The organism is Mycolicibacterium pallens, from assembly GCF_019456675.1.
In the GTDB taxonomy this organism is placed as follows: domain Bacteria; phylum Actinomycetota; class Actinomycetes; order Mycobacteriales; family Mycobacteriaceae; genus Mycobacterium; species Mycobacterium crocinum.
The window spans coordinates 188,034-209,415 of sequence record NZ_CP080333.1; the positions used below are offsets into that span (position 1 = coordinate 188,034).

At 66.0% G+C, this 21,382-nt stretch carries 23 protein-coding genes and 1 pseudogene; 13 read left to right on the top strand and 11 right to left on the bottom strand.

Annotation, left to right across the window (positions count from 1 at the left end):
* Nucleotides 1-10: 10 nt before the first annotated feature.
* Entirely contained in the window at nt 11-571 is a 561-nt protein-coding gene (locus K0O64_RS00940) for a TetR/AcrR family transcriptional regulator (RefSeq protein ID WP_071948174.1), read from the bottom strand.
* A gap of 135 nt (nt 572-706) precedes the next feature.
* Here K0O64_RS00940 and K0O64_RS00945 point away from each other — a divergent pair, with 135 nt between their 5' ends.
* The 5 genes from K0O64_RS00945 (at nt 707) to K0O64_RS00965 (ending at nt 5,803) form a co-directional block, all read left to right on the top strand.
* Nucleotides 707-2,107 (top strand): aldehyde dehydrogenase family protein, encoded by a 1,401-nt coding sequence (locus tag K0O64_RS00945; RefSeq protein ID WP_071948173.1) that lies wholly within the window; start codon nt 707-709, stop codon nt 2,105-2,107.
* A gap of 308 nt (nt 2,108-2,415) precedes the next feature.
* On the top strand, nt 2,416-3,051 hold the full coding sequence (locus tag K0O64_RS00950; protein ID WP_071948172.1) for a TetR/AcrR family transcriptional regulator: 636 nt from the start codon (nt 2,416-2,418) through the stop codon (nt 3,049-3,051).
* Between the two features lie 150 nt (nt 3,052-3,201).
* Nucleotides 3,202-4,137, top strand: coding sequence for a class I SAM-dependent methyltransferase (locus K0O64_RS00955; RefSeq protein ID WP_071948171.1), 936 nt, complete (start codon nt 3,202-3,204; stop codon nt 4,135-4,137).
* Between the two features lie 77 nt (nt 4,138-4,214).
* Nucleotides 4,215-5,078: an SDR family oxidoreductase gene (locus K0O64_RS00960; protein ID WP_071948170.1), complete on the top strand. Its 864-nt coding sequence runs from the start codon at nt 4,215-4,217 to the stop codon at nt 5,076-5,078.
* 2 nt (nt 5,079-5,080) lie between these two features.
* Entirely contained in the window at nt 5,081-5,803 is a 723-nt protein-coding gene (locus tag K0O64_RS00965; protein ID WP_071948169.1) for a haloacid dehalogenase type II, read from the top strand.
* Between the two features lie 15 nt (nt 5,804-5,818).
* Here K0O64_RS00965 and pntB read toward each other — a convergent pair whose 3' ends face one another.
* Complete coding sequence (gene pntB / locus K0O64_RS00970; protein WP_071948168.1) at nt 5,819-7,240, bottom strand: Re/Si-specific NAD(P)(+) transhydrogenase subunit beta; 1,422 nt, start codon at nt 7,238-7,240, stop codon at nt 5,819-5,821.
* A 1-nt stretch (nt 7,241) separates the two neighbouring features.
* On the bottom strand, nt 7,242-8,774 hold the full coding sequence (locus K0O64_RS00975) for a Re/Si-specific NAD(P)(+) transhydrogenase subunit alpha (protein ID WP_096312635.1): 1,533 nt from the start codon (nt 8,772-8,774) through the stop codon (nt 7,242-7,244).
* A 290-nt stretch (nt 8,775-9,064) separates the two neighbouring features.
* On the opposite strand from K0O64_RS00975, the gene K0O64_RS00980 reads away from it, so the two are divergent.
* Nucleotides 9,065-9,550, top strand: a complete 486-nt coding sequence (locus K0O64_RS00980; RefSeq protein ID WP_071948167.1) for a DUF456 domain-containing protein — start codon at nt 9,065-9,067, stop codon at nt 9,548-9,550.
* Here K0O64_RS00980 and K0O64_RS00985 read toward each other — a convergent pair.
* The 3 genes from K0O64_RS00985 to K0O64_RS00995 form a co-directional block, all read right to left on the bottom strand.
* Nucleotides 9,539-10,333 (bottom strand): tyrosine-protein phosphatase, encoded by a 795-nt coding sequence (locus K0O64_RS00985; RefSeq protein ID WP_071948166.1) that lies wholly within the window; start codon nt 10,331-10,333, stop codon nt 9,539-9,541. The two genes, K0O64_RS00980 and K0O64_RS00985, sit on opposite strands and share 12 nt — an antisense overlap.
* Nucleotides 10,330-11,547, bottom strand: a complete 1,218-nt coding sequence (locus K0O64_RS00990; protein WP_096312636.1) for an acyl-CoA dehydrogenase family protein — start codon at nt 11,545-11,547, stop codon at nt 10,330-10,332. Before K0O64_RS00990 ends, K0O64_RS00985 begins: the two co-directional genes overlap by 4 nt.
* A gap of 202 nt (nt 11,548-11,749) precedes the next feature.
* The gene (locus K0O64_RS00995; protein WP_156909850.1) at nt 11,750-11,914 is read right to left on the bottom strand and encodes a hypothetical protein; all 165 of its coding nucleotides are present in this window, start codon (nt 11,912-11,914) and stop codon (nt 11,750-11,752) included.
* Nucleotides 11,915-12,061: 147 nt separating this feature from the next.
* Between K0O64_RS00995 and K0O64_RS01000 the strand changes: the two genes are divergently transcribed.
* Nucleotides 12,062-12,706: a response regulator gene (locus K0O64_RS01000; protein WP_071948164.1), complete on the top strand. Its 645-nt coding sequence runs from the start codon at nt 12,062-12,064 to the stop codon at nt 12,704-12,706.
* Nucleotides 12,699-13,904, top strand: coding sequence for a sensor histidine kinase (locus tag K0O64_RS01005; protein WP_083542767.1), 1,206 nt, complete (start codon nt 12,699-12,701; stop codon nt 13,902-13,904). Before K0O64_RS01000 ends, K0O64_RS01005 begins: the two co-directional genes overlap by 8 nt.
* Here the strand turns inward: K0O64_RS01005 and K0O64_RS29785 are convergent.
* The 4 genes and pseudogenes from K0O64_RS29785 to K0O64_RS29795 all read right to left on the bottom strand — a co-directional run.
* Nucleotides 13,901-14,146, bottom strand: a complete 246-nt coding sequence (locus K0O64_RS29785) for an acyl-CoA thioesterase family protein (protein ID WP_225933592.1) — start codon at nt 14,144-14,146, stop codon at nt 13,901-13,903. The two genes, K0O64_RS01005 and K0O64_RS29785, sit on opposite strands and share 4 nt — an antisense overlap.
* A complete protein-coding gene (locus tag K0O64_RS29790; protein WP_225933593.1) occupies nt 14,143-14,367 on the bottom strand; it encodes a hypothetical protein in 225 nt (74 codons plus the stop codon). Before K0O64_RS29790 ends, K0O64_RS29785 begins: the two co-directional genes overlap by 4 nt.
* Entirely contained in the window at nt 14,364-15,512 is a 1,149-nt protein-coding gene (locus tag K0O64_RS01015; protein WP_164519993.1) for a low temperature requirement protein A, read from the bottom strand. The genes K0O64_RS29790 and K0O64_RS01015 overlap by 4 nt, the downstream gene beginning before the upstream one ends.
* A gap of 21 nt (nt 15,513-15,533) precedes the next feature.
* Nucleotides 15,534-15,644 (bottom strand): annotated as a pseudogene (locus K0O64_RS29795) (CAP domain-containing protein); the annotation flags it as partial.
* Between the two features lie 168 nt (nt 15,645-15,812).
* On the opposite strand from K0O64_RS29795, the gene K0O64_RS01020 reads away from it, so the two are divergent.
* Together K0O64_RS01020 and K0O64_RS01025 are read left to right on the top strand one after the other, a co-directional pair.
* Entirely contained in the window at nt 15,813-16,460 is a 648-nt protein-coding gene (locus K0O64_RS01020; RefSeq protein ID WP_071948162.1) for a TetR/AcrR family transcriptional regulator, read from the top strand.
* A 19-nt stretch (nt 16,461-16,479) separates the two neighbouring features.
* Nucleotides 16,480-16,917 (top strand): SRPBCC family protein, encoded by a 438-nt coding sequence (locus tag K0O64_RS01025; RefSeq protein WP_071948161.1) that lies wholly within the window; start codon nt 16,480-16,482, stop codon nt 16,915-16,917.
* Between the two features lie 89 nt (nt 16,918-17,006).
* On the opposite strand, the gene K0O64_RS01030 is transcribed toward K0O64_RS01025, so the two are convergent.
* Nucleotides 17,007-17,699, bottom strand: a complete 693-nt coding sequence (locus K0O64_RS01030) for a GntR family transcriptional regulator (protein WP_071948160.1) — start codon at nt 17,697-17,699, stop codon at nt 17,007-17,009.
* A 155-nt stretch (nt 17,700-17,854) separates the two neighbouring features.
* Here K0O64_RS01030 and fadD5 point away from each other — a divergent pair, with 155 nt between their 5' ends.
* The 3 genes from fadD5 (at nt 17,855) to K0O64_RS01045 (ending at nt 21,382) form a co-directional block, all read left to right on the top strand.
* The gene (gene fadD5, locus K0O64_RS01035; protein ID WP_071948159.1) at nt 17,855-19,480 is read left to right on the top strand and encodes a fatty-acid--CoA ligase FadD5; all 1,626 of its coding nucleotides are present in this window, start codon (nt 17,855-17,857) and stop codon (nt 19,478-19,480) included.
* 230 nt (nt 19,481-19,710) lie between these two features.
* Nucleotides 19,711-20,511: an MlaE family ABC transporter permease gene (locus tag K0O64_RS01040; protein WP_071950170.1), complete on the top strand. Its 801-nt coding sequence runs from the start codon at nt 19,711-19,713 to the stop codon at nt 20,509-20,511.
* Between the two features lies 1 nt (nt 20,512).
* Complete coding sequence (locus tag K0O64_RS01045) at nt 20,513-21,382, top strand: MlaE family ABC transporter permease (protein WP_071948158.1); 870 nt, start codon at nt 20,513-20,515, stop codon at nt 21,380-21,382.

A 21,382-nucleotide genomic window follows, 5' to 3' on the forward strand; every position in this document is an offset into this window, starting at 1 on the left:
CAACGCCCCTTTAATGGGGCACGCTGGCGAAACTGCCCGAATCCAGCGCGTCGAGCATGTAGCGGGCGATCCAGCCGAACATCCCCGGCTCGCGCGGCAGGGTGGCCTGCTCATACCCGACGAAGACGTACACCGCCCAAGCGGCGTAGACTTCGGCCTGGCGCTCGTCGCCGACGATTTCGAGGGCGGAGTCGTAGAGGATCTTGTACCGCGCCTTGTCGACCTCGGTCTGGACCCCGAGCACGTACGGGTCGACCGAAGCCCACGATCGGATCGCGGCCTCGGCGCCGTGCGGCAGCGACAACCCCACCTCGATGATCGCCTCGATGCGACGGCGGGGATCGGAGACCTCGCGGATGGCACCGATCAGCCGCACGGTCCGGTCCTGCACCCAGTACGACACCAGGTCCCGGGTGTAGGCCGGCCAGCTGGTGAAATAGTGGTAGAACGACCCTGTCGTGACGCCGAGCCGGTTACACACCTCGGCCAGTTTCAGCCCGCCGTATCCGACGTCTGCGAGTACTTCGAGACCTGTCTCGAAGTACGCCTCCCGGTTGGCAACGGTTGCCATGGGTCAAACGATAGTGTGCGCGCCCGCGTAGAACGCGGTGACGTGCAGGATCGTGACCAAGTTGCCCGACCGGGCGGTGTACACCGGTCGATCTTGGGGCAAGCTGGAAGCACGCGATCGAATCGAGGAGTTGGCATGACCGTTCAGATCACCAGTGACCACGCAACCGAGGGCGGCGCCGCCGGCGTGCTGTCTGACGTGCGCCGCGTCTTCAACACCGGTCGGACTCGCTCGCTGGCGTGGCGGTCCGAGCAGCTGCGCGCCGTGGAGCGGATGTGCGACGAGCGTGAGTCCGACATCGCCGACGCGCTCGCCCGCGATCTGGGCCGTTCCTCGTTCGAGGCATGGCTCGGCGATATCGGTTCGACCAAGGCCGAAGCCGCCTTCGCCCGCAAGCATCTGAAGAAGTGGGTCAAGCCGCAAAAGTTCGGGTTGCCGCTGGCGCAGCAGCCCGGCAAGGCCTGGGTGCAGTTCGACCCGCTGGGCGTGATCCTGGTGATCGGGCCGTGGAACTACCCCTTCTATCTGTGCATGGCGCCGCTGGTGGCCGCGATCGCCGCCGGTGACGGCGTGGTGATCAAGCCGTCAGAGCTCGCGCCGGCCACCTCGGCGCTGATTGCGCGCCTGGTTCCGGAGTACCTCGACTCCGAGGCCATCCGTGTGGTCGAGGGCGACGCGGCGGTCACCCAGGATCTGCTGGCGCAGGGCTTCGACCACGCGCTGTTCACCGGGGGCACCGAGATCGGCCGCAAGATCATGGCCGCCGCGGCGCCGACCCTGACGCCGGTGACCCTCGAGCTGGGTGGCAAGAGTCCGGTCGTCGTGCTCCCCGACGCCGACCTGGACGTGGCGGCACGCCGGATCGCCTGGATCAAGATGCTGAACTCGGGGCAGACCTGCATCGCTCCGGACTACGTGCTGGCCGACCGCACGATCGCGGCCGAGCTGGCCGACAAGATCGTCGCGACGATCGCGCAGTTCCGCGCCGAAGAGAAGGACCCGTCGCTGCGCATCGTCAACGAGCGGCAGTTCGACCGGCTGGCGTCGCTGATCAGCGCGACCGGCGGCACCGTCGTCACCGGCGGCAAGTCGGACCGCGCTGCGCTGCGGATCGAGCCCACGGTGATCGTCGATCCGCCCGCCGACGACCCGGTGATGTCGGACGAGATTTTCGGCCCGATCCTGCCGATCATCTCCGTCGATTCGCCGGATGCAGCCGTCGCGTTCGTCAACGCCCGGCCCAAGCCCCTGGCTTTGTACATCTTCACCGGCTCGCAGTCGACGGCGAAGGATCTCGTCGACCGCATGCCGTCGGGTGGCGCCGTCATCAACCACGTCGCTGTGCACTGCCTCGTTCCGCAACTCCCGTTCGGCGGAGTGGGCGCCAGCGGTATGGGTGCGTACCACGGCAAGTGGGGCTTCGAGGCGCTCAGTCACCGACGCGCCGTGCTCGCCAAACCTACGAAATTTGACCTCAAACTCATGTACCCGCCGTATACTGATCGTGCGATCAGGCTAATGCGCAAGGCCTTCTGATGCGCCAAAAACGGCTCTAGCAAAGTCCTTGAGAATGTCCAGCAATCTTTCGGCCGCGAACATCCGCACGGCCGTGCAGATATAGCGAATATCCGTGCGAATTGCTCGGCAAAAAAATTTGTCGCAACTGTCACTCTCCGATAACCGAACCGGAAACCGCATGTCAGACGCGGATCTCAAGCCAGATCGGCCCTGTGGCAACGGATTCCGAAGGCCGGGCAAATTATGAACACATTTCTAATCTTGTTGACCTGAGCAAATGTCGTTCGCCGTCAAAAATATGGGGAAACTTGTGGCACAATTTGACTGTGCCGCATACAGCGAGTCGGGGCCCGGGTCGCCCCCCAGCAGCTAAGGCAGCGGAAACGCGCGAGCGCATCATGCGCGCTGCCCGTGAGGTGTTCAGCGAATTGGGGTATGACGCTGCCACCTTCCAGGCAATCGCCATCCGTGCCGACTTGACCCGACCTGCGATCAATCATTACTTCGCCAGCAAACGGCTGCTCTATCAAGAGGTCGTCGACCAGACGAACGCCTCGGTGATCGAGTCCGCCGTGCATCAGTCGCAGCGGGAAAGCACGTTGGCCGGGAAGATCCGCGTCTTCATCGAGGCGGCCGTCCACGCTCAGGGTCAGGACCGCTCGGTAGCGGCCTTCCTGGTTACTTCGGTGCTGGAGTCCGAGCGACATCCGGAACTGGCCGAGTCCAACCACGACTCGCGGGAGTTCACCCGCGGATACGTGAAGGCGGCCATCAAGGATGCCGTCGAATCGGGCGAGGTCCGGCCAGACGTCGACATCGAGGCCGCTGCCGAGATGCTGATGGCGGTCATGTGGGGGCTGGGCTTCTACGCCGGCTTCGTCGGAGATCAGGACCGTCTGACGGCGATCACCGACCAGTTCCTGCAGCTGCTCGACGGTCAGGCGTGGCGCGCCGTTCACTGAACCGGTGACCTGTGCCACAGGCGCATAGTCTGGCTAAGTTTCTCGGTACCATCGTCGTATAAGCCTGGCTGAACTGGGCTGACTTCCCGCATCGTCGGGACTGCACCCAACGATCAGCCGTCACGCGACGCCGAATGGGATACCGCAGCCATGAGCACTGTGCGCACTGATGACGACACCTGGGATATCGCGACAAGCGTGGGTTCGACCGCCGTGCTGGTGGCCGCCGCGCGGGCCAGCGAGACCGACCGGCCCGATGCCCTGATCCAGGACCCGTATGCGCGGATCCTGGTCGAGGGCGCCGGGACCGGGATGTGGGAGCACTTCCTCGACGATTCCATGGCCGACAAGTTGGCCAAGGCGGAGTCCGAGGCCGCCGCGATGTTCAGCCACATGCTCAACTATCAGGCCGTCCGCACCCACTTCTTCGATGCCTACTTCGCCGATGCGGTGGCCGCGGGGATCCGTCAGATCGTGATCCTGGCGTCGGGCCTGGATTCACGGGCCTACCGGCTGGACTGGCCGGCCGGCACCCGGGTCTTCGAGATCGACCAGCCGCTGGTTCTCGAGTACAAGGCCAACAAATTGGCCGAGCACGACGTGCGGCCCACGGCCGAGCGCCACGAGGTTCCCGTCGACCTGCGCCAGGACTGGCCGGCGGCGCTCAAGGAGCAGGGCTTCGATCCCTCGCAACCGACTGCCTGGCTGGCCGAGGGACTGCTGATGTACCTGCCCGGCGACGCTCAGGACCGGTTGTTCGAGATGGTCACCGAATTGAGTGCACCCGGAAGCCGGGTCTCGGCCGAAACCATGGGGCACCACTCCGAGGAGCGCCGCCAGGAAATGCGGGAACGCTTCGACACGTTCGCCGATCAACTCGGCATCGAGCGCACCATCGACATGCAGAACCTGACCTACAACGATCCGGACCGCGCCGACGTCACCGACTGGCTCAACGCCCACGGCTGGCTTGCGACTGGACAGCACGCCATCGACGAGATGCGCCGACTCGGCCGCTGGATCGACATCCCGATGGCCGACGATCCGGACGCGTTCGCGACCTTCGTCGTCGCGCAGAAGGCCTGACCTGAACCCGGCTGCCCGCAGCTCCGACGGCCCACGTATACAGAGAGTTACATTCCGTCGTCAGGAGAGGAAGGCCCATGCCCGGAGTTGTTGATCGAGTCATCGTCGTCACCGGAGCCGGTGGCGGTCTGGGTCGCGAATACGCGCTGACACTGGCCCGCGAAGGGGCCAGTGTTGTGGTGAACGACCTCGGCGGCGCGCGCGACGGAACCGGCGCCGGCCACAACATGGCCGACCAGGTCGTGCAGGAGATCAAGGATGCCGGCGGCCGCGCAGTCGCCAACTACGACTCCGTCGCCGAGCCCGAGGGCGGCGAGAACATCGTCAAGACCGCGCTCGATGAGTTCGGCAAGATCGACGGCATTGTCAGCAACGCGGGGATCCTGCGTGACGGCACCTTCCACAAGATGCCGTTCGAGAACTGGGATTCCGTCCTCAAGGTCCACCTCTACGGCGGGTACAACGTCATCCGCGCCGCGTGGCCGCACTTCCGCGAGCAGAGCTACGGCCGGATCGTCGTCGCCACCTCCACCAGCGGCCTGTTCGGTAACTTCGGCCAGGCGAACTACAGCGCCGCCAAGCTCGGCCTGGTCGGCCTGATCAACACGCTGGCCCAGGAAGGCGCCAAGTACAACATCAAGGCCAATGCGCTGGCGCCGATCGCCGCGACCCGCATGACCGAGGACATCCTGCCGCCGGAGGTGTTCAAGAAGCTCACGCCGGAGTATGTCGCGCCGGTGGTCGGCTACCTGTGCACCGAAGAGGTGCCGGACTCGGCGTCGGTGTTCATCGTCGGCGGCGGCAAGGTGCAGCGCGCCGCGCTGTTCCAGAACGAAGGCGTCACCTTCGACCACGTTCCGAGCGTCGAGGACGTCGCCGCGCAGTGGTCCACGATCGACGACCTGTCCGCCGCCGAGCACGCCTCCTTCAAGCTCGGCTGAACATGAGCGCATCGTGGGTCAGCACGCAAGCGGTTCGCGTGCTGGCCTTCGATGTGTTCGGCACCGTCGTCGACTGGCGTACGAGCATCATCGGCGAGCTCGAGCAGTTCGGGAATCATCAAGGACTGCAACGAGATTGGGCCGCATTCGCCGACGGCTGGCGGGCCGGTTACGTTCCCGCGATGAATCTGGTCCGTCGCGGCGAGCTGCCCTGGACACGCCTGGACGACCTGCACCGCCGGATCCTCGACGAGTTGCTCCGCGATGCCGACATCCAGGCGAACGATGACGACGTCGATCACCTCAACCGCGCGTGGCACCGGTTGGCTCCATGGCCGGACGCCGTGGCCGGCCTGTACCGGCTCAAGGAACGATTCACCATCACCACGCTGTCGAACGGCAACGTCTCGCTGCTGACCGAGATGGCCAAACATGCAGGGCTGCCGTGGGATTGCGTGCTGTCGGCCGAGATCTTCGGTCACTACAAGCCTGATCCCGAGGCCTACCTGGGATGCGCGGACATCCTGGGCGTAGCGCCCGAGGAGACCATGCTGGTCGCCGCGCACCCCAACGACCTGCGGGCCGCCCGCGACGCCGGCCTGCGGACCGCCTACGTCGACCGGCCGCTGGAATGGGGACAGCCAGGGCGCTATCGGGTTCCGTTCGAGGCCGACGAATTCGATGTCACCGCAACGGACCTCGTGGAGCTGGCCGACAAGCTCTAGGTTCGACGCACGGTCTTACAGCGCGGCGTTGATGTCGTCGACCCGGTCGCGGGCATCGCCGAACAGCATCTGGGTGTTCTCGCGGAAGAACAGCGGATTCTGCACCCCGGCGTACCCGGAGGCCATCGACCGCTTGAACACGATGACGTGTTCGGCATTCCACACCGTCAGCACTGGCATGCCGGCGATCGGGCTGCCCGGATCTTCCGACGCCGCCGGGTTCACCGTGTCATTGGCACCGATCACCAACACCACCGACGTGTTCTCGAAATCGTCGTTGATCTCGTCCATTTCGAGCACGATGTCGTAGGGCACCTTGGCCTCTGCCAGCAGCACGTTCATGTGTCCGGGCAGACGACCTGCGACGGGGTGGATACCGAAGCGCACGGTGACACCACGCTCGCGCAGCTTGCGGGTCAGTTCGGCCACGCCGTATTGGGCCTGGGCCACGGCCATCCCGTAGCCCGGGGTGATGATCACCGAACTGGCCGACGACAAGAGTTCGGCGGCTCCCTCGGCGGTGATCTCGCGGTGCTCGCCGTAGTCCTTGTCCTCGGCCGGTCCCGCTTCGATACCGAACCCACCGGCGATGACGGAGATGAACGAGCGGTTCATCGCTTTGCACATGATGTAGGACAGGTAGGCACCCGAAGATCCGACCAGGGCGCCGGTGACGATCAACAGATCGTTCGACAGCAAGAAGCCCGAAGCTGCTGCGGCCCAGCCGGAATAGCTGTTGAGCATCGACACCACGACGGGCATGTCGCCACCGCCGATCGAGGCGACCAGGTGCCAGCCCAGCAGCAGCGCCAACACCGTGACGACGATGAGGAGCCACAGCTGCGGTTCGATGACGAACCAGACGGTGAACACGACGAACAACACCAGGGCGCCGACATTGAGAAAGTTCTTGCCGGGCAACATCAGTGGCGCCGATTTGATCCGCGCCGACAGTTTCAGGTTGGCGACGATCGATCCGGTGAACGTCACCGCGCCGATGAAGACGCCGATGAAGACCTCGGCGGAGTGGATGCCAAGCATGCCCTCGTTGCTCAGCACTGCGGCCTCGGCGCCGGCCAGATCGTGTTCGACGTGCAGGTAGCCGTTCCAGCCGACCAACACCGCCGCCAGACCGACAAAGCTGTGCAGCAAGGCAATCAGCTCGGGCATACCGGTCATCTCGACGACGCGGGCACGCCACAACCCGATCGCGGCACCGATGGCCATGGCGCCGACCAGCAGGCCCAGTCCGAGCGACTCGATGTGGCGGGCGAGTGCCAGCGCGATGGTGGCGACCAGGGCCACGACCATGCCGGCCATACCGAATGTGTTTCCGGCCCGCGATGTTTCGTGCTTGGACAACCCGGCCAGCGCCAGGATGAACAGCAGGGCCGCGACGACGTAGGCCGCGGTGGCGGCCGTTTCCAATGTGAACAAGTCAGCTCCTCGAGAACATCGCGAGCATGCGACGCGTCACCGCGAAGCCACCGAAGATGTTGATACTGGCAAGCAGGATGGCGACGGCGGCCAATGTCGTGACGATGACGTCACCGTGGCCGATCTGGAGCAGCGCGCCGACGACGATGATGCCCGAGATGGCGTTGGTCACCGACATCAACGGGGTGTGCAGGGCGTGGTGCACGTGGCCGATGACGTAGTAGCCGATCACGATCGCGAGTGCGAACACCGTCAGGTGCACCTGCAGTGCGGCCGGGGACAACGCGATGAGCAGGAACAGCAGCGCGGCGGCGCCGAAGGTGATGCCGAGCCGGCGGCCCATCGTCATCGGTTGTTTGGTCTGCTGCACTGCCGGGGCGGCTGTCGCGGCCGGTGCCGGGGCAGCAGATACCTGAACCGGTGGCGGTGGCCACGTCGTCTCCCCGTCGCGGACCACGGTGACCGACCGCTGCACGACGTCGTCGAAGTCGAGGACGAGCGTGCCGTCCTTTTCCGGGGTCAACAGTTTGAGAAGGTTGACCAGGTTGGTGCCGTAGAGCTGTGATGCCTGGGCGGGCAGCCGACCGGCGAGGTCGGTGTAGCCGATGATCGTCACGCCGTTGTCGGTCAGGACAGCCTGGTCCTTGACGGTGCCCTCGACGTTGCCGCCGTTGGCTGCGGCCATATCGACGATGACACTGCCCGATTTCATCGACGCGACCATGTCGGCGGTGATGATGCGCGGTGCGGGCCGCCCCGGAATCAGCGCCGTCGTGATGATGATGTCGACATCCTCGGACTGCTCGGCATACAGCTGCGCCTCGCGGGCCTTGTAATCGTCGCCCATCTCCTTGGCGTACCCGGTAGCCGATACCTCAGCCTCCGGCGACTCGATCGAAAGATACTCACCACCAAGGGATTTGACCTGATCGGCGACCTCGGGGCGAGGGTCGGTGGCACGCACGATGGCACCGAGGCTGCCCGCGGCGCCGATCGCCGCCAGCCCGGCCACACCAGCGCCGACCACCAGCACCTTGGCCGGCGGGACCTTGCCTGCCGCAGTCACCTGGCCGGTGAAGAACCGGCCGAAGGTATGTGCCGCCTCGACGACCGCGCGGTACCCGGCGATATTGGCCATCGACGACAGGACGTCCAGAGACTGGGCTCGCGATATCCGCGGGACCGCGTCCATGGCCAGCACGGTGATGGGCCGCGTGGACAGTTCCTCGACGAGTTCTGGTTTCAGTGCGGGGGAAATCAGGCTGATCAGAGTTGCCCCGTCGCGCAGTGCGGCGATCTCGGCGCTGGTGGGTGCATTGACCTTGAGGACGATATCGGCGCCCAGCGCTTCCGCGGTGGTTCCGACGGCGGCACCGGCCTCGACGAATGCCTCGTCGGAGAAGCTCGCCGCGACGCCCGCACCGGACTCCACCAGTACCTCGTAACCGAGCTTGATGAGCTGTCCGACCGTCTGTGGTGTGGCGGCGACACGTGTTTCCCCAGGCAGAGACTCACGTGGAATCCCGATGATCATCAGTGCGATCCGATCTGGTTGGTCGTGCGGAGGCGGGTTGAAGATGCAAGTGTATGGAACGGCGGGATTCGACCGCACATGCAGTACCCCGAGTATCGGTCGGCGCTGGCCGGAGCTGCTGAGTCGAGATCGAACGCGGCAGCGATATCCCGAAATGGACAGCTGTCCATTCTTGAACCACTGTTGTCGTGCAGCTTCATCGCTTCGCGACAGTGCGACCGGCACCGATCTGTTCGATTGCAGGACAGGTGTCCAGTTGAGTCACCGCATGTGGCTCTAGGCTCGAGCGGGTGAGCACCGGCGGAATCGTCCTGGTGGGGCTGGCCATCGCCGTTGGGCTGGTCGGTGTCATCGTGCCGCTGCTGCCGGGCACGCTGCTGGTTTATGCGGCGATCGCCGTCTGGGCGGTCATCGAGCACACCATGGTCGCCTGGGTGGTGCTCGGGGTGGTCACCGCGGTGCTCGGCGCGAGCCTGCTGATCAAGTACCTGTGGCCGGCTCGGCGGATGCGCGCGGGCGAGGTTGGCACGTGGACGATGGCGACCGGCGCGGTGCTCGGCATCATCGGCTTCTTTGTGGTGCCCGTGATCGGGCTGCTGTTCGGTTTCGTCCTCGGCGTATACCTCGCCGAGCTGGCGACCCGCCGAGATCAGCGGCGCGCATGGGCGGCGACGGTGCTGGCGCTGAAGGCCGCCGCGCTGTCAGTCGGCGTCGAGCTCACCGGCGGCCTGATCGCCACCGCGGTGTGGGTGGCCGGTGTACTGCTAACCCAGTAGCTCTTTGCGCGTGCGCGCGACGTCCTCTTCGGACACCCCGGCGGTCCGCAGGAAGCCGTTCAGGTCGCCGTAGTTCTCGGCGATCACCCGGTGCGCGGTTTCCAGATAGCCCTCTCGCACGCCGAGCACCCCGTTGGTCAGGCGCGCCTCGGCGAACGTGGCGATCTCCGGGGTTTCGCCGGCCCGGCTGACGATCGACTCCATGATCCGCTCACGCAAGGACTCGACGGCGTCGTTGCTGCGCAGGAAATCGGTGAGCACTTTGTCCCGCGGCACCCCGATGGATTCCAGCACGACCGCGACGGTGAACCCGGTGCGGTCCTTGCCTGCAAAGCAGTGCGTGATGACCGGGCGTCCCGCGCTGAGCAACGAAAAAACCTGCCGCACAGCGCGTTGCGCACCGGCGAGGACCGGAAACTTCTCGTACTCGCCGGTCATGAAACGCTCGGCGGCGTCCTCGACGTCCTCGTCGTCGACCTTCTCGGTCATCATCTTCTGCCAGCTGGTCTCGTGCGGTGCCTCCGCCGTCGTATTCGACAGGTCGGGAAACGGCAGCAGGTGAATGGCGACGCCGTCGGGCACCGCGCCCGCGCCGCGGCGCTCGAGCTCCTGGGGGGAGCGCAGGTCGGCCACATCGGTGATGCCCAAGCCCCGGAAAGCTTCCCGGCCGTCGTCGTCGAGCCGGCTGAGCTCACTGGACCGGAAGAACTTCCCCGGCCGGATCCCGGTGGTATCGGCGATATCTCGGAAGTTCCAGGCCCCCGACAGTTGAGTATGGCTCACGCGCCGGTCACCGCCGCAGCGAAAGCGCTTTGCTCCGCGCCGATTTCGGCTCGGGCGATGCTGCGCATGTGGACCTCGTCGGGGCCGTCGAAGATGCGCATGGCGCGCTGCCAGCCGTACATCCGCGCGAGCGGGAAGTCGTCGCTGACCCCGCCGCCGCCATGCACCTGGATGGCGCGGTCGATGACGTTGCAGGCCATCTGCGGCGCGACGGCCTTGATCTGGGCGACCAGATTGCGGGCCTCTTTGTTGCCATGCTGGTCGATGGTCCAGGCGGCCTTCTGGCAGAGCAGCCGCGCCTGGTCGATCTCGTTGCGGGACAAGGCAATCTGCTGCTGCACTACACCCTGCTCGGCGAGCGACTTGCCGAACGCGATGCGGGTGCGGGCGCGGTGGGTCATCAGCGCCAGCGCACGCTCGGCCACCCCGATCGCGCGCATGCAGTGATGAATGCGGCCCGGCCCCAACCGCGCCTGGGCGATCGCGAAGCCCATGCCCTCCTCGGCCAGCAGATTCGAGGCAGGCACCCGCACGTTGTCGTAGATCACCTCGGCATGACCGTGCTGGTCCTGCCAGCCGAACACCGACGTCGACCGCAGGATCTTCACCCCGGGAGTGTCGGTGGGCACCAGGATCATCGACTGCTGCTGGTGCGATGCGGCGTCGGGGTTGGTGCGGCCCATGACGATCAAAATCTTGCAGCGCGGGTCGTTGGCGCCCGACGTCCACCACTTGCGGCCGTTGATGATGTAGTCGTCACCGTCGCGGACCATCTGGGTCTGGATGTTGCGGGCGTCGCTGGAGGCCACCGACGGCTCGGTCATCGAAAAGGCGCTGCGGATCTCGCCGGCCAGCAGCGGCTCGAGCCACTTCTTGCGCTGCTCCTCGGTAGCGAACAGATGCAGGGTCTCCATGTTGCCGGTGTCGGGCGCCGCGCAGTTGATCACCTCGGGCGCGATCTCGGTGCTCCAGCCGGTCAGCTCGGCCAGTGGCGCGTACTCCAGGTTGGTCAGCCCCGACTCGGCAGGCAGGAACAGGTTCCACAGACCCTGCTTCTTCGCCAGCACCTTCAGCTCCTCGACCACCGGCGGGACGGTGAAGTCGCCGGGGCCTGCGGCCTCGCGGTATTCGTCGTAAGACTTCTCGGCCGGGAAGACGTGTTCGACCATGAACTCGGTGAGGCGTTTGTGGTAGTCAGCACCCTTGGCAGACATGGCGAAATCCATGACCGCCACGATATGACACCCGTCTAAACACCTACGAGGCCCTCCCTTATGACCATAGGGAGGGCCTCGTAGGCATGTGGAGTAAGCGGGTTATCGACCAATAGACCTCCGGGTTTCGGCGGACGGGTGACGGGTGGTGCTCATCTGTGGCCTCCTCGCTTGTACGCAGTTTCGCGGCTGCTGGGTGGAGTTACAGGTGGATGTCGACCAGGCTGGCGGGCGAGGCGGAGAGGTTCAGGCCCATGGTGTCGCTGGCGGCGGGAGTGTCGACGATCAACGTGCCGGCCAAGACGCCCACCGCGAGCGTGGGTCCCGCCAGGGCGGTGGTGAAGCGACGAGTGAATGTGCGGTCCATGTCCGTCTCCTTGCTCCTGCGGCCGAGGGTTTCGGCGATGAATCGACTATCGCGCGCAGGCCATGGGCTGTCTGTCCGCTGATAGGACCTGGTGGGGGATGAAGTGTTTGTCCCCCGATTGGCGGACCCCTGTGGAAAGCTCCTGGCATGCCCGATAACCGGAAGGTGCGAGTCGTCGTCGGCGACGACCATCCACTGTTTCGCGACGGTCTGGTTCGGGCCCTGTCCGGCAGTGGCGAGGTCGACGTGGTGGCCGAAGCCGAGGACGGTGCGTCGGCGCTCGCGGCGATCAAGGAGCACACCCCCGACGTCGCGCTGCTGGACTACCGGATGCCCGGTATGGACGGCGCCGAAGTGGCCGCCGCCGTGCGCCGCGACGAGCTGTCGACGAGGGTTCTGCTGGTCTCCGCGCACGACGACGCCGAAATCGTTTATCACGCATTGCAGCAGGGGGCGGCCGGCTACCTGCCGAAGGACTCCAGCCGATCCGAGATCGTCAACGCCGTGCTGGACTGCGCCAAGGGCCGTGACGTTCTGGCGCCGCGACTGGCATCGGGTCTGGCCGTCGAAATCCGCCGCCGCGCTGAGCCTTCCGGGCCGTCGCTGAGTTCGCGGGAACGCGAGGTGCTTGGCATGATCGCGAGCGGACGCAGCATCCCGGCGATCGCCGAGGCTCTGTTCCTGGCGCCGTCGACGGTCAAGACCCACGTGCAGCGGCTTTACGAGAAGTTGGGTGTTGGGGACCGGGCTGCGGCGGTCGCCGAGGCGATGCGGCGGGGACTGCTTGAGTAATCTGCCGGCCCCACTGAGCCGCGCGGCCGATTTTCTGGGCACCGAGCCGGTGCGGGTCGCGGCCGTCCTTCGGCTGCCGCTGATCGTTCTGATCGGGCTGCTGGTGTGGATCGAGGGTGTCGACCACTGGCTGCCGGCGGTCTACTGGTCGGTGCTGATCGTCTACACGACCACCGCCGCGGTGTGGTTGACCGTCGTGGTCCGCAGGCCGCTGCGGTGGTGGTTCGGCTGGGCGTCGACCGCGATCGACGTGGTGGCGGTGCTCGCGATGTGTGTCGCCTCCGGAGGCGCGACGAGCTGGCTGCTGCCGATCTTCTTCCTGATCCCGATCACCGTCGCCTTCCTGGACCGCCCGGAGATCACCGCGCTGATCGGCGCCAGCACGGCGGTCGGCTACCTGGTGGCCTGGATCATCTACTCCAAGCGCGACGACACCATGGGCCTGCCGAACGTGGTCTACGTCCAGGTGGGGTGCCTGGTCTGGCTGGCCCTGGCCACCACGGCGCTGTGCCTGGTGCTGGCCCGCCGCCGCGCCCGGGTGCGGGCGCTTCTCGAGGTGCGGCGCCGGCTGGTCTCGGAGTCGATGCAGGCCGACGAGCGCAACAACCGGCAACTGTCCGAACAACTGCACGACGGACCGCTGCAGAACCTGCTGGCCGCCCGCCTCGACCTGGAGGACCTGCGCGAACAGCCCTCCGCCGTCGGTTTCGAACGGGTCGACGCCGCCCTGCAGGAGGCCGTCACGATGCTGCGCAGCGCCGTCTCCACGCTGCATCCGCAGGTGCTGGCCCAGGTCGGACTCGGCGCCGCACTGCGGGAACTGGTCGGTCAATACGAGCGACGCTGGAACGTCAGCATCGACTGCGAGGTCGAGGAAGTGGGCAAGCCCGCGTCGCAGGCATTGCTCTATCGCGCGGCGCGCGAGCTACTGGCCAACGCGCACAAGCACTCTCGGGCCACTCGTCTACGGGTCGAGCTGGACCACGAGCGCGGTGCGCTGGTGCTGCGGGTGGTCGACAACGGTGTCGGCTTTGACCCGGCCGTCCTGGATCGCAAGGTGGCCGAGGGGCATATCGGGTTGTCGTCGTTGGTGGTCGGCGTCGAAGCGATGGGCGGTTCGGTGCGGTTCCTCGAGACCCCGGGCGGCGGTACGACGGCGGTTGTGACGGTACCCGAAAGAGCGTTAGCGCCAAGCTAATTCGGCGACTTCAGCCGCACGGTCTCCAGCGCCGCCAGGGCGTCGTCGGGAATCGGCACCGGACCGTCGTCGCCGAGGAGCACCAGCACGGTGTCGCATACGCCGACGCAGTTGCCGTCGACGAACAGCCCGGTCGATGCCACGAACGAGGTGCGCCCGATCCGGCCGACCCCGGCACCGGTCTGGATGGTCCCCGGCCAATGCACCTCGGCGAGGAAATGCACGGCGTTCTGTGACGTCACCAGGCGCAGCCGACGCGTGGTGACGTCGTAGATGTCGGGAAAAGGCTGCGGTTCATGGTTGCCCGAGCGTTCTCGTGCAGCGCTTCGAGCGCCAGATTGTTGAGGTGGGCGTTGGAGTCCATGTCGCCGTAGCGCGCCTGGATGGCGTCGATGACGGGGTAGGTGTCCAGCTTCAGCCGCATCTCGTGCGGGCGGGCCGCGGTCGTTGTCCAGTCGCTCACAGCTGAGGAAGCTTATCGGCCGCGTGCCGCCAGCTCACCAGCGCCGCCGCAGCGACCATGATGACCGCGGCACCGATCGTCGGCTCCGGCAGCAGCGCCGCCCCCACCATCGCTGCGGTCAGCACCACCACGCCGGCGGTCTGGATGGCGTCGCGACGCCCGGCGTCGAGGATCAACCATGTCGTGAGCAGGAAGACGGCCAGCGGAATCGTCAGCGTCAGTCCGGCCGCCGTGTGCGGCAGGTGGCCCTCGCCGAGGTGCTCGGTGACCACCACCTCCACCCCCGCCGAGAATGCCGCGGCCGCGGCGAAGATGAAGTAGTGCAGGTAGCCCCAGAAGAACGAACGCCGCATGGTGGCGGTCTGGTGATGCTGCGGGCGGTCGAAATAGATCCACCACATGGATGCCACGATCGCCAGTGAGCAGGCGGCGACGGCGATCAAACCGGGACGGGCATCGTCGTTCGACAACCCGCCGATGATCGAATTGGCCGCGGCCAGAATAGATTCACCGAGAACAATCAAGGTGAACAGGCCGTACCGCTCGGCGATGTGATGGTGGTGGTACGGCGTCGGCCGGTACCGTTCGGCGATCGGCGACATGGACAGGTCCACCACCGCGAGCGCGGGGAACAGCCACACCGGGCCGTCGAGGACATACCAGGACACCCACAGCACCTGCACGACCACGATGCCGACCGCATACCGCACACATGTTCCGCGTGATGCGCGATCGCTGACCGCCGCCCGGATCCACTGCGCCGCCGTCGCCACCCGCATGATGACGTAACCCGCGACGATCGCCCCGAAGTCGTTGGCCAGCATGGCGCTCTGCGCCCCGGCGGCGATGACCAGGGCTCCGCCCATCTGGACGAACGCGGTCAGCCGGTAGAGCCAGTCGTCGGTGTCGTAGGCACTGGCGAACCAGATGAAGTCTTTCCAGGCGTTGAAGATCGCGAAGAACACCATCGCGTACGACGCCAGACCGGTTACGAAATGGTGTTCTTCCCAAAGGTGGTGCAGCGCACCGGAAGTCTGGGAGACGGCGACCACGAAAACGAGGTCGAAGAGAAGCTCGAGCGAGCTTGCCGCGCGATGCGGCTCATCGGGGTCGCGGGCGAGCATCGCCCGCAGGCCGGCCGGCAAAGGGATGGTTCGAACGGTGTCTTAAACCGGCGGGTACGCAGGCGGTGGGTACACGCCGCGCAGTGCCCAGGGCAGCCAGGTGAAGAAGTACTCGACCTCATCGCTCGCGTCGTAATCCGGATTCGGATCCATCCCTCGCACCTCCCAGGTCACCCCGACACAACCGGAGTCTAGTCCGCGGGCCCCTGCCGCGACACCGGTCATTAAACTATTCAACCAGTTGATAGAGAGAGCCGACTCCGTCGGCGAACAAGAAGACACCGTGCCGACCGCGGCCGGCGTAGGACAAGCGAGGACATCATGCCAGCCGAGAACGGGATGACCCGGCGCGAAGAATTGCTGGCCGTCGCCACGAAGCTCTTCGCCGCGAGGGGCTATCACGGCACCAGGATGGATGACGTCGCCGATGTCGTCGGCCTGAACAAGGCCACGGTCTACCACTATTACGCCAGCAAGTCGCTGATCCTGTTCGACATCTACCGCCGGGCGGCCGAGAACACCCTGGAAGCCGTGCACGACGACCCGTCGTGGACGGCCCGCGAGGCGCTCTACCAATACACCGTGCGGCTGCTGACGAACATCGCCGAGAATCCCGAGGGGGCGGCGGTGTACTTCCAGGAGGCGCCCTACATCACCGAGTGGTTCACCGACGATCAGGTCGCCGAGGTCCGGGAGAAGGAAACCCAGGTCTACGAGCACGTGCACGGCCTGATCGGGCGGGGCATCGCCAGCGGCGAGTTCTTCGAGTGCGACACCCACGTGGTGGCGCTGGGCTACATCGGGATGACGTTGGGTGCCTACCGCTGGCTGCGCCCGGACGGCCGGCGCACCGCCAAGGAGATCGCCGCCGAGTTCAGTACCGCGTTGCTGCGCGGCCTGATTCGGGAAGACAGTGTGCGGGTGGAGTCACCGCTGGGACCGCAGAGCACCGAGAAGGCGAACGTCTAGCCATCGCTAGACTCGGCCGATGCCGCTCGTCAGTAAGACCGTTGAGGTCAACGCCGATGCCGACACGATCCTGCGGATAGTCGCCGACTTCGAGAAGTTCCCGGAATGGAATCCCGAGGCCAAGGCCGTCTACGTCCTGGCCCGCTATGACGACGGCCGGCCCAGCCAGCTGCGCCTCGATATGGAGATCCAGGGGCAGTCGGGCACCTTCATCCAGGCGGTGTACTACCCCGGCGAGAACCAGATCCAGACCGTGCTCCAGCAGGGCGAGGTGTTCACCAAGCAGGATCAGCTCTTCTCGGTGGTCGCGATGGGCCCGTCGAGCCTGCTGACGGTGGACCTGGACGTCGAGGTGTCGCTGCCGGTGCCTGCGGTGATGGTCAAGAAGCTCGTCAACGATGTGCTCGAGCACCTGGCCAACAATCTCAAGACGCGCGCCGAGCAGCTGGCGAGCTAGCGGCTTCGCCGAAGCTGTAGTTATCGGGCAGAAGTTCGAGTGAACGGCACCATAAGTACAGCCTGACGTGAGTCCGGGTCACGCGCGTCCTAACGCCACATCCCGTTGCGCTCGAGCTGGTCCATCAGCCGGTGCACACCGTCGCTGAACTCCGCCGCGGACAGCTCGACCAGGGTGGACTTGTCGCGCCGGCGCAACGCCTCGATCAGCCGGCGATGGGTCTCTACCGACGACTCGCCCCAGGACGGGTCGGTGACGTAGATCTGCGGCGGCATGTACCGCGCGGCATGCAGCAGGAACCAGGCCAGCTTGATCCGGCCCGCCCCACGGTTGAGCAGCCGGTGGAACGCGAACTCGGCCGCACCGACGGTGGCCGGATCGCCCTCGACCACCGCCGCGGCCAAGGCCTCGTTGGCGCGTTCGAGCTCGTCGATCTGCTCGTCGGTCAGCCGGTCGGCCGCGCTGCTCACGAGCTCCTTGGCGATGGTGGCCTGCAACCAGTAGATGTCGGCGACGTCCTGCCGGCTCAGCGGCTGCACCACGTAGCCGCGCCGCGGCTCGAGCGCCACCATGCCCTCGCCGCGCAGGGTCAGCAGCGCCTCCCGCACCGGGGTGATGCTGACCCCGAGCCGGGCGGCCGTCTCGTCGAGCCGGATGAACGTCCCGGGGCGCAGCACCCCGGTCATGATCGCTTCGCGAAGGTGCCCGGCGACCTCGTCAGACAGTTGCGAACGACGGCTGGCCCGGCGGTTGCCGACCCGTGCGGAAGCCGGTGCGTTCACGTGACCTCCGAGGACTTGTGTGGCGAGCGGCGAAGCAATACTGTGACCCAAGCAACAACAGATTTGATCAAATATAACGATTTCTGCGTTCTCCAGCCACCGGGTTCACGCACCATTTATGCCTATAGGAACTGTTGAGAGGGCAACGAAGACCAGTGACCAGTCAGCTGACCGCGACCACCGAGCAGCCGTACCTGGCGCGCCGCCAGAACTGGACGAACCAGCTGGCGCGGCACGCGCTCATGCAGCCCGACGCGACCGCGCTGCGGTTCATGGGCCGCACGACGACGTGGGCCGAGTTCGATCACCGGGTCACCAAGCTCGCCGACGCGCTGCACCGCCGCGGCGTGAAGTTCGGCGACCGGGTGATGATCCTGATGCTCAACCGACCCGAGTTCATCGAAGCCACGCTGGCGGCCAATCAGCTCGGGGCGATTGCCGTGCCGGTCAACTTCCGGCTGACCCCGCCCGAGCTGGTGTTCCTGGTCCAGGACTGCGAGGCCGCCGTGCTGGTCACCGAAACCGTGCTGGCCGATGTCGCCAAGGCGGTGCGCGACCTGGCGCCGGCGCTGTCCACCGTGATCGTGGCCGGCGGCGCGACGGACGACGGGGTGCTCGGCTACGAGGACCTGATCGGCGAAGAGGGTGAGCAGCACCAGCCGGTGGACATCCCCAACGACAGTCCGGCGCTGATCATGTACACCTCGGGCACCACTGGCCGGCCCAAGGGCGCGGTGCTGACCCACACCAACCTGGCCGGTCAGGCGATGACCGGGATGTACACCACCGGGCCCGACATCAACCATGACGTCGGATTCATCGGGGTTCCGCTGTTCCACATCGCCGGTATCGGCAACACCCTCGGCGGCCTGATGCTCGGCACCCCGACGGTCATCCACCCGCTCGGCGGCTTCGACCCGGGCCAGTTGCTCGACGTGCTGGAGGCCGAACGGGTCACCGGCATCTTCTTGGTGCCCGCGCAGTGGCAAGCGGTCTGCGCGGCCCAGAAGGCCAAGCCGCGCGACATCAAACTGCGGGCGCTGTCGTGGGGGGCCGCCCCGGCGTCGGACACCCTGCTGCGGGAGATGTCGGAGACCTTCCCGGACAGCAAGATTCTGGCGGCGTTCGGCCAGACCGAGATGTCTCCGGTGACGTGCATGCTCCTCGGTGACGACGCGATCCGTAAGCGCGGGTCGGTGGGCAAGGTCATCCCGACGGTCGCCGCCCGCGTCGTCGACGAGAACATGAACGACGTCCCGGTCGGCGAGGTCGGCGAAATCGTCTATCGCGCACCGACTCTGATGGCCGGCTACTGGAACAACCCGGAAGCCACCGCGGAGGCGTTCGCCGGCGGCTGGTTCCATTCCGGCGACCTGGTCCGCGCGGATTCCGATGGCTACATCTGGGTGGTCGACCGCAAGAAGGACATGATCATCTCCGGCGGAGAGAACATCTACTGCGCGGAGGTCGAGAACGTGCTGGCCGCACACCCGGCGATCGTCGAGGTCGCGGTCATCGGCCGGGCCCACCCCAAATGGGGTGAGGTGCCGGTGGCGGTCGCCGCGATCTCCGCCGCCGAACTCCGGCTGGAGCAACTCGAGGAGTTCCTGACCGAACGTTTGGCCCGCTACAAGCACCCCAAGGGGCTCGAGATCGTCGACGCGTTGCCCCGCAACCCCGCCGGCAAGGTGCTGAAGACCGAATTGCGAATTCGTTTCAGCGCAAGCCCGGGAACTGACGTGAGAGCTGAATCCGGTTCGGATGCAGCAGATCCCAGCTAGCGGAACGAAGTATTACGGATGCGACAAAAATCGAGTAGTGGGGATGGAGGGTCAATAGTGCAGATGCGGTGCACGGCCCGTCAGGCATCGGGTACATTCCTGTGGTCCGCCTTACTACTCAGTAGTAGGGAGACGACACTCACTCACTGCGGGTCGGGGCAAGGAGGATATGTGCCAGTCGGACTGCCGTCACGCGACGACCGACGTGGTCCCGTCATGTGGGTGATCCGGTGACGACCGCGAACCCCGGCGTCGGCGCGTACCTCCAGGACAAGGCCCGCCCGGCCCTCACGGCCATCGGCGGCTTCTTCCGCATGTGCGTGCTCACCGCCAAGGCGACGACCAAGTGGCCGTTCGAATGGCGCGAGTTCATCCTTCAGGGCTGGTTCCAGTTCCGGGTGACCTTCCTGCCCACGATCGCCGTGGCGGTGCCCAACACCATCCTCATCATCTTCACGATCAACATCCTGCTGGTGGAGTTCGGCGCGGCCGACGTCTCCGGAGCCGGTGCCGCACTGGCCGCGGTGACCCAGCTCGGCCCGATCGTGACCGTGCTCGTCGTCGCCGGCGCCGGCTCGACGGCCATCTGCGCCGACCTCGGCGCGCGCACGATCCGCGAAGAGATCGACGCCCTGGAAGTCCTCGGTATCGACCCGATCCACCGACTGGTTCTGCCCCGCGTGGTCGCCGCGACGTTCGTCGCCGTGCTGCTCAACGGCGCGGTGATCACCGTCGGCCTGGTCGGTGGCTTTATTTTCGGTGTGTACATGCAGAACATCTCCGCCGGCGCCTACGTCTCCACCCTCACGCTGATCACCGGCTTGCCGGAGGTCATCATCTCGATCGTCAAGGCGCTCACCTTCGGACTCATCGCCGGACTCGTCGGCTGCTACCGCGGTCTGACCGTCTCCGGCGGCGCCAAGGGCCTGGGCACCGCGGTGAACGAAACGCTGGTGCTGTCCGTGGTCGCTTTGTTCGCGGTCAACGTCGTGCTGACCACCATCGGCGTCAAGTTCGGAACGGGGCACTGAGATGAGTACCGCCGCAGTCGTTCGGTCCCGTTTTCCCCGCGCCTATTCCAGCGCCAGCAAGTGGGCGTCGGCCCCGGGCCGGTTCATCGACCGGGTCGGTGACGTGGCCTGGTTCACCGTCACCGCCGTGGGCCAGATCCCGCACGCACTGCGGTATTACCGCCGCGCCACCCTGCGACTGATCGCCGAGATCGGAATGGGCACCGGCGCGATGGCCGTCATCGGTGGCACCATCGCGATCGTCGGTTTCGTGACGCTGTCCGGCGGTTCGCTGATTGCGATCCAGGGTTATGCGTCGCTGGGCAACATCGGCGTCGAGGCCTTCACCGGATTCGTCGCGGCGCTGGTGAACGTCCGCGTCGTCGCGCCCCTGGTCTCCGGTCATTCACTGGCCGCAACGGTCGGCGCCGGCGCCACCGCCGAGTTGGGTGCCATGCGCATCAGCGAGGAGATCGACGCACTCGAGGTGATGGGCATCAAGTCCATCAGCTACCTGGTGTCGACCCGCATCCTCGCCGGCATGGTCGTGATCATTCCTCTTTATGCGATGGCGCTGCTGCTGTCGTTCCTGGCGGCGCAGCTGACCACGACCGTGTTCTACGGCCAGTCGACAGGTACCTACGATCACTACTTCCGGACCTTCCTGCGGCCCGACGACGTGTTCTGGTCGTTCGTCGTCGCGATCATCATCGCGATGTTCGTGATGATCAATCACTGCTACTTCGGCTACAACGCCAGCGGCGGTCCGGTCGGCGTGGGTGAGGCCGTCGGAATCTCGATGCGCGCATCGATCGTCGCCGTCGCGACGACCGTTTTGTTGGCCTCGTTGGCGCTCTACGGCACCAACCCGAACTTCAATCTCACGGTGTAG

Bases quoted from the DNA above. Each gene is read 5' to 3' on its own strand.
- K0O64_RS01045 (WP_071948158.1), top strand. From the start codon at position 20,513: ATGAGTACCGCCGCAGTCGTTCGGTCCCGTTTTCCCCGCGCCTATTCC.
- K0O64_RS01025 (WP_071948161.1), top strand. From the start codon at position 16,480: ATGCCGCTCGTCAGTAAGACCGTTGAGGTCAACGCCGATGCCGACACG.
- K0O64_RS00955 (WP_071948171.1), top strand. From the start codon at position 3,202: ATGAGCACTGTGCGCACTGATGACGACACCTGGGATATCGCGACAAGC.
- K0O64_RS00990 (WP_096312636.1), bottom strand. From the start codon at position 11,547: ATGTCTGCCAAGGGTGCTGACTACCACAAACGCCTCACCGAGTTCATG.
- K0O64_RS00940 (WP_071948174.1), bottom strand. From the start codon at position 571: ATGGCAACCGTTGCCAACCGGGAGGCGTACTTCGAGACAGGTCTCGAA.
- K0O64_RS00945 (WP_071948173.1), top strand. From the start codon at position 707: ATGACCGTTCAGATCACCAGTGACCACGCAACCGAGGGCGGCGCCGCC.
- K0O64_RS01020 (WP_071948162.1), top strand. From the start codon at position 15,813: ATGCCAGCCGAGAACGGGATGACCCGGCGCGAAGAATTGCTGGCCGTC.
- K0O64_RS00995 (WP_156909850.1), bottom strand. From the start codon at position 11,914: ATGGACCGCACATTCACTCGTCGCTTCACCACCGCCCTGGCGGGACCC.
- K0O64_RS00960 (WP_071948170.1), top strand. From the start codon at position 4,215: ATGCCCGGAGTTGTTGATCGAGTCATCGTCGTCACCGGAGCCGGTGGC.
- K0O64_RS00975 (WP_096312635.1), bottom strand. From the start codon at position 8,774: ATGATCATCGGGATTCCACGTGAGTCTCTGCCTGGGGAAACACGTGTC.
- K0O64_RS01000 (WP_071948164.1), top strand. From the start codon at position 12,062: ATGCCCGATAACCGGAAGGTGCGAGTCGTCGTCGGCGACGACCATCCA.
- K0O64_RS00965 (WP_071948169.1), top strand. From the start codon at position 5,081: ATGAGCGCATCGTGGGTCAGCACGCAAGCGGTTCGCGTGCTGGCCTTC.